This is a genomic window from Acinetobacter sp. YH12227, from assembly GCF_013417785.1.
Classification (GTDB): domain Bacteria; phylum Pseudomonadota; class Gammaproteobacteria; order Pseudomonadales; family Moraxellaceae; genus Acinetobacter; species Acinetobacter gandensis.
The window spans coordinates 1-12,394 of sequence record NZ_VPDH01000087.1 but is presented as its reverse complement, the minus strand read 5'-3'; the positions used below and the strand labels follow the sequence as shown (position 1 = coordinate 12,394).

The 12,394-nt window shown below is 39.0% G+C and carries 13 protein-coding genes and 1 pseudogene; 4 read left to right on the top strand and 10 right to left on the bottom strand.

Annotated elements, in window-relative coordinates; genetic code table 11:
* Positions 1-134: 134 nt before the first annotated feature.
* From FTV09_RS15295 to FTV09_RS18165, 7 genes are all read right to left on the bottom strand, one after another.
* A complete protein-coding gene (locus tag FTV09_RS15295; protein WP_180058799.1) occupies positions 135-581 on the bottom strand; it encodes a DUF2147 domain-containing protein in 447 nt (148 codons plus the stop codon).
* Positions 582-721: 140 nt separating this feature from the next.
* Positions 722-1,171 carry a DUF2147 domain-containing protein gene (locus FTV09_RS15290; protein ID WP_180058798.1) on the bottom strand — a complete coding sequence of 150 codons (450 nt, stop codon included), beginning with the start codon at positions 1,169-1,171 and terminating at the stop codon, positions 722-724.
* A 58-nt stretch (positions 1,172-1,229) separates the two neighbouring features.
* Positions 1,230-1,682, bottom strand: coding sequence for a DUF2147 domain-containing protein (locus tag FTV09_RS15285; protein WP_373684997.1), 453 nt, complete (start codon positions 1,680-1,682; stop codon positions 1,230-1,232).
* Positions 1,683-2,006: 324 nt separating this feature from the next.
* Entirely contained in the window at positions 2,007-2,681 is a 675-nt protein-coding gene (locus tag FTV09_RS15280; RefSeq protein WP_180058797.1) for an LrgB family protein, read from the bottom strand.
* Between the two features lie 14 nt (positions 2,682-2,695).
* Complete coding sequence (locus FTV09_RS15275) at positions 2,696-3,067, bottom strand: hypothetical protein (protein ID WP_180058796.1); 372 nt, start codon at positions 3,065-3,067, stop codon at positions 2,696-2,698.
* A gap of 43 nt (positions 3,068-3,110) precedes the next feature.
* Positions 3,111-4,442 (bottom strand): ribosome rescue GTPase HflX, encoded by a 1,332-nt coding sequence (gene hflX / locus FTV09_RS15270; protein ID WP_180058795.1) that lies wholly within the window; start codon positions 4,440-4,442, stop codon positions 3,111-3,113.
* A gap of 77 nt (positions 4,443-4,519) precedes the next feature.
* On the bottom strand, positions 4,520-4,645 hold the full coding sequence (locus FTV09_RS18165; protein ID WP_257222914.1) for a hypothetical protein: 126 nt from the start codon (positions 4,643-4,645) through the stop codon (positions 4,520-4,522).
* A 179-nt stretch (positions 4,646-4,824) separates the two neighbouring features.
* Here FTV09_RS18165 and FTV09_RS15265 point away from each other — a divergent pair, with 179 nt between their 5' ends.
* Complete coding sequence (locus FTV09_RS15265; RefSeq protein ID WP_180058794.1) at positions 4,825-5,658, top strand: 1-acyl-sn-glycerol-3-phosphate acyltransferase; 834 nt, start codon at positions 4,825-4,827, stop codon at positions 5,656-5,658.
* A 34-nt stretch (positions 5,659-5,692) separates the two neighbouring features.
* Here the strand turns inward: FTV09_RS15265 and FTV09_RS15260 are convergent, their stop codons facing one another.
* The gene (locus FTV09_RS15260; RefSeq protein ID WP_180058793.1) at positions 5,693-7,312 is read right to left on the bottom strand and encodes a phospholipase D family protein; all 1,620 of its coding nucleotides are present in this window, start codon (positions 7,310-7,312) and stop codon (positions 5,693-5,695) included.
* A 102-nt stretch (positions 7,313-7,414) separates the two neighbouring features.
* Here FTV09_RS15260 and FTV09_RS15255 point away from each other — a divergent pair, with 102 nt between their 5' ends.
* Together FTV09_RS15255 and FTV09_RS15250 are read left to right on the top strand one after the other, a co-directional pair.
* Positions 7,415-8,425, top strand: a complete 1,011-nt coding sequence (locus FTV09_RS15255; protein ID WP_180058792.1) for a metallophosphoesterase — start codon at positions 7,415-7,417, stop codon at positions 8,423-8,425.
* 164 nt (positions 8,426-8,589) lie between these two features.
* Positions 8,590-8,934 carry a hypothetical protein gene (locus FTV09_RS15250; RefSeq protein ID WP_180058791.1) on the top strand — a complete coding sequence of 115 codons (345 nt, stop codon included), beginning with the start codon at positions 8,590-8,592 and terminating at the stop codon, positions 8,932-8,934.
* 69 nt (positions 8,935-9,003) lie between these two features.
* Here FTV09_RS15250 and FTV09_RS15245 read toward each other — a convergent pair whose 3' ends face one another.
* Entirely contained in the window at positions 9,004-10,317 is a 1,314-nt protein-coding gene (locus tag FTV09_RS15245) for an MFS transporter (protein ID WP_180058790.1), read from the bottom strand.
* Positions 10,318-10,462: 145 nt separating this feature from the next.
* A complete protein-coding gene (locus tag FTV09_RS15240; RefSeq protein WP_180058789.1) occupies positions 10,463-11,104 on the bottom strand; it encodes a hemolysin III family protein in 642 nt (213 codons plus the stop codon).
* Between the two features lie 107 nt (positions 11,105-11,211).
* Between FTV09_RS15240 and FTV09_RS15235 the strand changes: the two are divergent.
* A pseudogene (locus FTV09_RS15235) lies at positions 11,212-12,267 on the top strand (SAM-dependent methyltransferase); the annotation flags it as partial.
* Between the last annotated feature and the right edge of the window lie 127 nt (positions 12,268-12,394).

Below are 12,394 nucleotides of genomic sequence, written 5' to 3'. Positions count from 1 at the left end.
TTGCTATAGACCACATTTAAGTTTAAATATGAACACCCCGAATCAGACGTATGAGCAAACTAAAACCGAGCTAATTGCTTAACTCGGTTTGAAGTGGAATACTGTCAATCTATTTCAGGACAAGACAGTTAGGATTAATCAATACGAATCCAAGTTTGGTTGCGGCCTAATACAGATACACCGATACTAGCGCGAATGGTCAAGCGTTTACCTGTACCATTTAGACGAATTTTTGCGTCGTAAATTTTACCTGAAAGTGGGTCAATAATACGGCCTTTTGTATAATTTTTGCTGTTATCGACCTGCTTTAAACCGCGGATAATTTCCATACCTAAAATCGGTTGATTGGTATATGGTGCAGGACATTTATTACAGGTTCTTTGTGGTGTATAGCCTGGGCGAGGTGTAATTTTTATAATTTTGCCGGTAAAGGTGTTATTGGATTCTTTCTCAATGGTAATAATGGCTTTAGCAGCACCAGTTTTATCATCAATCTGTTGCCAAATTCCTGTGATATCGTTTGCAAATGCGGATACCGTAAAAAAGAAAGAACATAGTAAAAGTAATAATTTCTTAAACATCTTCGCTTATTCCCCTAAAAGCTTTTAAGAATGCGCTAGTATGTTAGAAACTTTAGTGGAATAGTCAACTTTATTTTTGTAATTTAATCATTCACTTATAAATAAGCCGCCTTACAGGCGGCTCTAAATTTCAACACTTTTTAGTCTTGGCGAATCCACGTTTGACTACGACCTAAGGCTGAAACGCCCATATAGCCACGCAGAGTTAATCGTTTACCATTGGCATTAATACGAACTTTTGCATCGTAAATTTTGCCTGCTAATGGATCAATCACACGACCTTTATCGTAATTATTGGTGCCTTGAACATGCTTCAGGCCAGTTAAAACATCCATACCTAAAATTGGTTTATTGGTATAAGGTGCTGGGCAGTTGTTACACGTGTCACGAGGCGTATAGCCAGGACGTGGTGTTACTTTGACAATTTTACCTGTAAATGTCCCATTACTATCTTTGCGGATTTCAATAATTGCTTTAGGTGAGCCTGTTTTATCGTCGATTTGTTGCCAAGTACCTGACAAATCTTGTGCGAAGGCAGAACTACCCATCATGGCAGCTAAGAATAAGAACCCCGCTTTAAATTTTTTCATCATTTTATCCCTGATAAGATTAGGTATTCACCTAAAAATGTAACGATTTATATTTGTATTAGTCCGCGCGAATCCACGTTTGGGTACGACCAATCGCAGAAATACCAAGGTAACCGCGCAAGTGAAGTCGTTTTCCATTAGCAGAAATTTTGCCTTTTAGACTATAAATTTTGCCTGTAAGTGGGTCTAAAATTTTGCCTTGCGAATATGAGTTTTCACCTTCAAGTTTCAAATTTTTAAAGACATCCATGCCTAAAATAGGTTGATTGGTATAAGGTGCTGGGCAATTTACACATTTCTCTTTAGGGGTATAACCCGGACGAGGTGTGATTTTGACAATCTTACCGGTATAGCTATCCTTGGCGTCTTTACGAACTTCAATTAACGCTTTTGGTGAGCCAGTTTTATCATCAATTTGTTGCCACGTGCCTGTAAGGTCTTGTGCATAAAGTGTAGAACAGCTAAAAAGTAAACCGAGTGCACCTGCCGAAATCAACTTTTTCACCATCATATTTCTAATCCTTTATCAATATAGTTTATGGTTGTTTATTGAACATCTTAGGTAAAAAAACAATCTAGAGCAACTCATCTAAGACGAATTATTCACTTTATTTATGTGAAATATGTCATTAGACACATTTTAAAATCAAAAGCTCAGACCCCAATGAATAAATTAATGGATTCGTAAAGAGTTAAGCTTTTGCTTTAATTGCAGCAGCGATCTTTTGTAATAGCTAAACGTTGCTGCAATATTCAATCTAGTCAATGGTAGATTGTTATTTTGATCATAAGTGTATTTTTTATACAAAACAATCATTTAAAATTGATTTATCAGTCACATTCTTTGTAAAAAGAGTATGAATGTTGGCAACCATATAGCCGTAAACACTGCATTGACTGCCATACCAAAAGCAGCATAACGTCCAGCAATACTGCCACGTTGCCATGCTTGAGCTGTACCTATGGCATGTGCCGCAAGGCCTAGGGCTAAACCTGATGCGCGTTCGTCATGAATATTTTTGAGCAGTAAGGGAGAAAAGGCAGCACCGATCACCCCAGATAAAATCACAATCAGAATGACTAAGGGGATAGGAGAGTGCAATAACGTTGCAATGTTAATCGCAATGGGGGTGGTGACTGCGCGCGTAGCAAAAGCCATGATTGTTGGATCAGAAAGATGGAGTAAATAAGCCAAGCCCATTGGGAGTGCAACGGCACTGATGCTGGCGAAGACTAAAATACTCACCACTGCTTTGAGTGGAAGATCGTCATAACGCATGGCTGCAAGTGGGATAGCTAAAGCGACGGTGACATATCCCAAGAGATGATTAAACAATGGATTGACTTGAGCCATATATTTTTCATAAGGAATGCCAAAGATAAACAGCAAAGCGATGACAAAAAACATTCCAATAACAATAACTGGAATTTGCGGAAATTTTTTATTGATGGGCTTTGCACAGATATATGCAATAAAAGTTAAAAAGAATCCATAAACGATTGCAAGCATGAATTAACGTCCTGTTATAACCATTTTTTTGCCATTTTTGCGTAAACCCAAAGCGGGATGAGTGTGCTGAGTACCATAACTACTAAAAAGAGGGGTATCTCTGTGCCCATGTGTACCAGCATTAATAATGATCCTGCACTAATTGGCAAAAAGGCGAAGGCACTTTCCTTCATGATTTTGTTATTGGTATCGACGATTCGTGCAGGAATTTTATGCACTTTTCTCCAAATAACGAGCACAATTAACAAGGCGATCAAGCCAACTAAATTCCCCAATTCTGGATGATCTAATTGGCTCATGAGCCAAACTGCACCTTCTCTAAAAAGAATAATCAGTGCAATCGTTGCCAACCAAGCTTTCCAATCTATTGTTTTGATCCAATCCATTTTGATCTATCGTTAAAATTATACTTATCAAGTTTTAACCGATTTAGTCTTTAATTTCAAATTCCTCAAGCGGTCTTTGGAATTGTTGTGCTCGGTTGCCAAGGATTTCTTCTAAAGGCAAATGGGCTTGTTTAATCAATTGTTCAAGCTTATGAGGCGCAATAATGACATGTAGAATTAAATTCCCATGCTCGTCATAATTTTCGGTTTGGATCACATTCAGTGCATATAATTGCGTACGTAATTTGCCATAAGCTGGTTTGAGAGTGAGCTCAAAACTTTGGATTTGTCCCATTAAACATTCTTGCACGGCCTGGCGTAAAAGTGGCAAACCTTGGGAACTATGTGCAGATACATAAACACGGTCGGGAAGATGTGGTTTTGCATAAATGATTTTTGCATCTTCGCCACTGACATCAATTTTATTATAGACACGTAAGATAGGCACATCAGCGCCAATTTCTTTCAGCACTTTTTCAACGGCTTCAATTTGTTCCAACATATCGGGGCTACTTGAATCAATGACATGAAGGAGCAATGACGCTTCAAGGGTTTCTTCTAATGTTGCTTTAAAAGACTCTACTAAAGAGTGGGACAGATTACGAACGAAACCTACAGTATCTGCTAATACAAGGTTACCTATGCCATCCCAATGTAAACGTCTTAATGTGGGGTCAAGGGTGGCAAACAACTGATCTGCGGCATACACATCACTTTTTGCCAAAATGTTGAATAGGGTTGATTTACCTGCATTGGTATAACCGACCAATGAAACAGTTGGAACAGCCGCTTTTTGCCGTGCGACACGTCCTTGAATACGTGTTTGGCGAACCTTTTCTAATTTGGCTTTTAATTGCCCCATACGTAATTTAAGTAAGCGTCTGTCAGTTTCAAGTAGGGTTTCACCTGGGCCGCGTAAACCAATACCGCCTTTTTGGCTATCAAGGTCACCACGACTACGAATGAGACGAGATGCCATATGTTGTAACTGTGCTAATTCGACTTGTAACTTACCTTCATAGGTACGTGCACGTTGGGCAAAAATGTCTAAAATTAGTTCGGTGCGATCAACCACACGGCATTTCATAATCCGTTCAAGATTACGTGCCTGAGCTGGCGTCAAGGAATGGTCGAAAATGACCAACTCGGCTTCCAATTGTTGCACAATTTCAGCAATTTCTTCAGCTTTACCTGAACCAATAAATAGTTTTGCGTCAGGCTTAATTCGTTGTGCATGAATATGTTCGAGTATTTCTGCGCCTGCAGATTGAGCTAGTAAGTGGAATTCTTCGGCATCAAGGTCATGAAGCATTTGCACAGCGACGCTGACCAAAATAATGCGTTCTTTACTTTGATGTTGATTAAAATTTTCCACTCAGGCATTACTCCTATCTAAAGGGGTATTTTAGGCGAAAAATGAGCTCGAAAGTAAATTACTATATAGACTGCCGATTAAAAGTTTTGGAAACTCAAAGCAAGTAATAGCATAGCTGAGCAGTACATTAGAACTAAACCACCAATGCTTTTGAGCGCATCCCAACTTGAAATTTCTGATGGGGTCTCTGAGGAATTGTTCATGAAATTTTTAATCCATAAAAGCGATGAATTTATAATAAATAATTTTTTAAAACGATTAAAATGGGAAAATATTATCTTTAGCTTCGGTTTTTATGATCAATGCAAATTAAATCACTTCAGTATACTATGAGGAAAAATCAAGCCGATGATTGGCACAGCGTAATTTTAGTGATCCGTATATGAAGCAAGTTCAAAGCACAAACACAACTCAGATCAATGCTTTTTCAAAAATTTATCTTTATTGTAAAAAAGTCTGTGCGGCTATCGTAGCGGTGTCGCAGGGATTTTATTTGGTTTTCCGTCATCAGCTTTATAAAGATCCGAACAATCCTAAAAATACCCGTTATGTACAATACTTCTGCCGTAAGCTGTGCAAAGTGTTTAATATTGATGTCAAAGTTCATGGTGAAATCCCGCGTCAGCCTGCACTTTGGGTGAGTAATCATATTTCGTGGTTGGACGTTGCTGTATTGGGTTCGGGAGCGCGTGTATTCTTTTTAGCCAAAGCAGAAATTGAGAAATGGCCAGTACTCGGTAAATTGGCAAAGGGTGGTGGGACACTGTTTATTAAGCGTGGTTCAGGTGACTCTATTAAAATTAAAGAACAGATCACTGAGTTTTTAAAGCAGGACAGTCCCGTTCTGTTTTTCCCTGAAGCCACCACTTCAGATGGCACAAAAATTAAAAAAGTGCATGGTCGTTTATTGGGTTCGGCCATAGATGCGGGGCGACCGGTACAGATTTGTTTGATTTGTTATGTCAATCAGCTGGGGGAATTAGACAAAGTTGCGCCATATATTGATGATTTAAGTTTTGATCGGCATGTGCGAAATGTCTTAGAAATGCCGAATGTCACAGCACATTTATTAACTTTGCCTGCCATAGATTCTACAGGGCATACGGTAGAATCACTGACACGTGAAGTTCAAGAGAAAATGACCGAAGGCTTAAAGCAACTTCAAGCACAGGTATTAAAAGCACCAATTTCTCTTGAGGAATCAACTGAAATTTAGGTTGAATACACCATTTTGCAAGGCTAAGTGTTATTTACATGAAGCCTTCAACCGGTAACCAAGAAATTAACTTCATTCCCGCTTTTTGCCACCATTTCATTTTAGGTTCGTGGGTATAAGTTCGAATATTTCCATTCGACAGTTTGATTTTCCAATTAATATTTTGGTCTGCATTGAGTACTAATTTATAGGCATACTTACTTGGATTTTCATCCATGGTGTAGTGGACGGCACGTGCGAGGCTTGGGCTGTTGAGGAGTACGCCAATTTCAGTATTTAAATAAGCAGAACGCGGATCAAAGTTAAATGAACCGATAAAGACTTGTTTTTCATCTAAAGCCATCAGTTTTGCATGCAAACTTGAGCGACTTAATCCCTTCATACTTACTTTTGATTTTTCAGCAATTTCTTTGGTATTGGTATTGAGGTTTTCAGAATCTGGGGTTGATAAAAATTCATACAGCTGGACATCATGTTCGAGTAGATCTTGACGGTATTTACTATAAAAAGCATGTACAAGGGGAACGTCATTGGCCTGGAATGAATTGGTTAATACACGAACGTTAACACCATCTGCACTGAGTTTTTTTAGACGTTCTGCGCCTTCTTTTTCAGGGACAAAATAAGCAGACACAATATCAACACTTTGTATAGGTTTATCCAAACGATTCAACAGCTGAAAGTTGAGATGTTCTTCTTTTTTGGCTTTGGCTTTAATTTTACTAGGTGAGTCTTTGACGACTTCTGCTTTGACCCAGTCAAATTGAATTTTATTATTTAACCACTCGTCAAATGAATGTGAACGGTTGGCTAAATCCAGATAATTCACCACAGTCGCTTCTTGGTTATAGTCAGCCAATTGCTGCTTAAGCCCTTCATAGCGCAAAGTATAGTGACGAGGGTTGACCAGTTGGCGTACAGGGAATGCATAATCATCATTCCAATATTCATCAAAGGAGTGAATGATTTCATCTGAAGCAGCACCAACTAACATGACATCCACATCTGAAAACTGGTAGTTATCACTGACGTTATAATATTGGTTGCTCATATTGCGCCCACCAATTAAGGCTATTTGGTTGTCTGCAATAAAGCTTTTATTGTGCATACGTCGATTAATACGTTTTAAATCTAGTACCATATCCATGGCACGGAAATGACGGAAGCGGTACGGGTTGTATAGGCGAACATCAATATTGGTGTGCTGATCGAGTGCCATATAAATGCCTTCCATTTTCTTGGCATTATTGTCATCGACCAATAAACGTACTTTTACACCGCGATCCGCAGCTTGAATCAGTGCATGTAAGGCCAATGAACCAATTTTATCGTTATCCCAGATGTAATATTGTAGATCTAAGCTTTTTTCAGCTTTGTTGATGAGCTCAATACGTGCCGCCAAAGCTTCAAGTGGATCATATAACACATGGTAACCCGTTAAATCGGGATTTTGAGAACGTAAAGGCAGTACAATTTTGGCTAAGGTTGTGTCATCAGTTGGAGTGTGGAAAGCATAGTCAACAGGTTGTGTTGGCTGCTTTGGCAGCGTGGTACAAGCTGGTAAGGTGAAAACCAAGCTACAACTAAGCAAAACAGCTTTATAGTGTGACTGTATAAATGGTGTTTTTTGCTGAATTTGTGCGGCTGGGTTCATGCTGACTGGATACTAAAAAATTTGATTTGAGTATAAGTGTCAGCTGTGAAAAGATAAATATATAGACAGATTTTCCGATCAGACAAATTGTAGAGCAAATGTATGTGGGAATTAAATTCCGTAGTGTTGTATTTTTATCTAGCTTTGGGTGTGCTCGCAATTTGGGCTATTTCACAAGCGTGGCTAAGTCAATCTCGCACGGAAACGATTCATCCTTTTAAAGCTTTTATCCATTTACTGGCCTTCTATCTTTCATATCTACTGATTCCTTTATTTTTCTTTAGCTTCTATGCGGGTTGGAGTGGTTACTATTCATTGCATGAAGCGATATTTGTCGGTCTGATTACGGGTGTACTGTGTTATGCGCGTTTTATTGAGCCGCATATGGTGAGGGTACAAAAGCGTCAATATAAGTTGCATGAAGATCGGAATTTACTCAAACCTGTTCGTATTGCTCTAATAGGTGATCTGCACATTGGTCTATTTTCAGGGCATGAACGCCAGCTCAAAATTATTGTTGATAAGATTAATGCACAAAACCCTGATTTGGTTGTGGTTGCAGGGGACTGGACATATGAACCCGAAAATAAGTTGGTTGAAGAGCTCTCTGTACTTAAAAAAATTGTCGCGCCAATTTATTCGGTAAATGGTAATCATGATGAACAATACCCAGGGCCGCCCATTCAGGAATTATTGAAGCAAGCTTTGAGTACGAATAATGTGGTTGATATAGAAGGACAGGTCGTGGAGTTTAATGAATTCCGTCTGCTTGGAATTGGAGATTTATGGGCGGGTAAAGCCGATATGCGTTATTTACCTGAGCTGCCACAAGATAAACCTTGGCTAATTCTTTCGCATAATCCTGATACGGTTGATATGGTACCGAAACTTCCAGAACGCCCATTGATGCTTTCAGGACATACCCATGGTGGACAAGTTGAACTACCATGGTTAACGGATTATGTCATGAAAAAAGTATCAATATTGGGGCATAAAAAAGGGCTGTATCAGCATGAAAATGCCGATGTATTTGTGACAGTTGGAACAGGTATGGTCGGTGTACCTTTTCGTTTTCGTGTACCGCCAACAATTGATATTATTGAATTAATTTAAAGATAAACGGTATTGGTGATCTGAACTTAGACTGATTATATTGATAGCGTTACATGCTCAATTTGATGAGATGGTGGCATCATATTGTATTCAATGTGATATGTAGTAGAAAACAAATATAAAGCTTTCAATAGCAACATCATACGAATTATGAGAAATGTACTATGTCAGAATTTCACAAAGAAATCGGGTCTTTATTTGGTATTGCAGAAAGCCAATCAGATCAAATTGAGCAGGGATTATTGAAGTTAAAACAGGAGTTTTTAACAGCTGAAGATGTGAGTAGTCATGTATTTTCAGAGCAGTTTTATGACAAGTTTTATCAGTTAGTTACTGAACATAGCGTTTTGGACGATGACATAGAACGACTTGTGAACGTACTTTATTTTAATGATGATCATCAGCAAGTCGTCACCTACATTGTACCAAGTTACTATAACTCAGGTGGTGATCGTGAACTGTTTGAAGATACTTATCAGCTGATGATGGAAGATTTACAGCAAAGCTAAAGTATTGTTGATTGTAATAGAGATAAAAAAAGCCAGCTTTAAAGCTGGCTTTTTTGTTGTGGAATCAGATTAAACCTGATTATTCACATCATCATTTTTCGTTTCACGAATCAGCAAGAATGCAACAAGTGAAAGAATTGAAGCTGCAGTTAGGTAATAACCTACTGCATATAAACCATAGCCAGTCGCAAGTTTAGTTGCGATGAGTGGCGCAAATGACGCACCAAAAATACCAGCCATGTTAAAGGTTAGCGCTGAACCTGTATAACGTACAGATGTTGGGAAAATTTCAGACAATACTGTACCAATTGGACCATAAGTTAAGCCCATGATCGCAAGACCAATACATAGGAATAAGAACACCATCGCGGTACTACCAGACTCAAGCATACTTGAGAAAACTAGACCAAATAATGCTGAAACTATACACACCGCAATAGACGTTGCTTTACGACCAAATTTCTCAGCAAATACAGCAGAAAGTGGAATGAATGCTGCGAAACAAAGTGTTGCCACAAGTTGAAGTTTTAAGAATTCTTCACGTGTATAACCAAGCTGTGTTGTGCCCCATTGTAAAGCAAACACAGTCGTTAAATAGAACACAACGAATGTACAGATGGCTGCAATCGTACCAAGAATTAACATACCCCAATGCTTAGTGATAACTTCTTTGAATGGAATGTTAACTTCTTTCTGCTTATCCAATACTTTTTGGAATGCAGGTGTTTCATGTAATTTTAGACGAATCCAAAGACCAACGATTACCAGTAATGCACTGGCAATAAATGGAATACGCCAGCCCCATTGCATAAACTCAGCTTCAGACATGAAGTGACCGAGGGTCAAGAATGAACCTGTTGCAAGAATAAAGCCGATGGGTGCGCCCAATTGAGGGAACATACCGTACCAAGCACGTTTACCTTCTGGTGCATTTTCGGTTGCAAGTAATACTGCACCTGACCATTCACCACCTAATCCTAAACCTTGACCTAAACGACATAGTGCAAGTAACAACGGTGCCACAATACCAATTTGAGCATAAGTTGGAAGTAAACCGATACATACGGTTGAGATACCCATGGTCAGCAATGCAGCGACTAAGGTTGCCTTACGGCCAATACGGTCACCTAAATGACCGAAGAATGCAGCACCAATTGGACGTGCAATGAACGCGATTGCAAAAGTTGCCAGCGATTGAATGGTTGCTGTGGTTGGATCTGTACTCGCAGGGAAGAACAGATGCGGGAAGATAATCACAGCTGCAGTAGCATAAATATAGAAATCGAAGAACTCGATTGTTGTACCTACAAGACTTGCTGTAAGTACGCGGAATTTTGAATTTGCGGGTTGCTGTTCCGATGCAGCAGCATTTGAAGACGCCATGGTAGACCTTACACTTACTAAAAATAATTGAACTTAGTTTTAAAAGCGTAATCTTTTTAAAAAAGGCGTAATTTCTTAAAAAAATACGAAATACCAGCTTTCAGGCTGCGGAATTAGGGTCACTAAAGAATGCAGTGTTAGCGGGTTATATCACGTAGAGATAAATCGACAGGAAATGTGATCCTGCACCTATCAATACAAAAATATGCCAGATAGCGTGCGTATATCTTACCTTTTTTAAAGCATAAAACAATGCACCAATGGTGTATGACAGCCCACCAATGATCAGGTAGGTTAAAGCTTGATCAGATAAAAAGCGTTGCATATCATCCATTACCAACAGTGCAAGCCAGCCCATGACCAAATATGCGATTAAGGATATTTTCTGAAAACGGTGAATGAAGATTAACTTGAATAGTGTTCCAATAGCGGCAATGACCCACAAAGCAATCAATAAATAATGTGCTTTGGCTGTTGGAATCGCGATGGCTAGAAATGGCGTATAGGTGCCAGCAATTAAATAGTAGATTGCCGTATGATCGAGTTTTTTGTACCAGCCACGACGTTCAGGTGATTCAGCAAAGTGATATAAGCTAGATGCAGAGAACAATAAAATCATACTCAAAGCATACACCCAGAGTGCAATCCACTGACCCATTGGTAAGTATGAACCTTTTATAATCAATAATATACCAGCGATAAGGGATAAGCCTGCACCGACTGCATGGGTATAGAAATTTAAACGTTCTTCAGCAGGATCATAAGCAGCAACAGTGGGAGTATTCATAGGCGTAATTTTATAATAATTTAAATATACATATGTATAGTAATTCAATTTTGCTTTTGGTGTAAGAAGATTTAAAATTGTTTTGCAAATTTATCTAGGTTTATATTATGTCATCTTTGGCTTCTCCTTCTACGCAAGAGCAGCAATTTCTAGCAGCCTTTCAGCAAGCCATTGAAACTCAGCGGTTTGATCGCATGATTCTCAGTCAGTATAAAGGTGAATTAGAACAATTGGAAAAAATGACCTTGCGAGTCATTTCGCTGCAAGGTGAGCCTGTTTTAAGTTGTTTATATCGTTATAAAACTCAAGATGTCACTAAAAACTATCCAATCGACCAAGCATTGTCACAGGTTGAATCGCTACTTGCATGTTGCAAACAAGCCAATTTGATGACTTTTGAAGAAGAGCTGCAACTGAAAAAGAATAAAAAGAAGGTCATGTTGACCGTCAGTAAAAGCAAGCCGAGTACAACCAATACGCAAAATGCAGATCAACAAGGGCATGATCGTGCTAAACATCGCTATGTTGATCAAGAAAGTTATTTCTTACAGCCACTTGGCATTACAGATGCAAAAGCACAGATTATTCCAAGCATGGCACGCAAGTGGAAACAGATTAATAAATTTGTGGAAATTTTTTCGGGTGCATTGAATCAAATTCAAACTCAAGACCAAGCATTGCGTGTGGTGGATTTTGGTTCAGGTAAAGGTTATCTAACTTTTGCATTGTATGACTATATGGCAAAGCATGGGCAAGTACCATTTGTTACGGGGGTGGAACTCAATCCGAAAATGGTCGAGTTTTGCCAATCGGTGGCAGCGCGTTCAGCATTTACACAGCTCGACTTTTTCCAAGGCGATGTGCGTACTTATGCACCAGAACGTCTAGATGTGATGATTGCCTTACATGCCTGCGATGTGGCAACAGATTTTGCGATTCATACAGGTATTCGTTTGAATGCTCAAATGATTATGTGCGCACCATGTTGTCATAAGGAGTTACGTCCACAACTGAAAGCTCCACAAGTACTGGCGCCGATGCTGCAATTTGGCATTCACGCAGGGCAGCAAGCAGAAATGCTTACAGATACCATTCGGGCGTTATTACTGAAAGCCTATGGTTATGAAACCAAAGTCTTTGAGTTTGTCGCATTAGAACATACCATAGGACTTACGCATTGACGGATTCAAAAAAGTATTAAAATACTTTATAAAGTATCTGTGATCAGACGAATTAAACATGCTTCTACAGCAACTTGTACATTACCCATTTATATGGGCTTTCTCATGA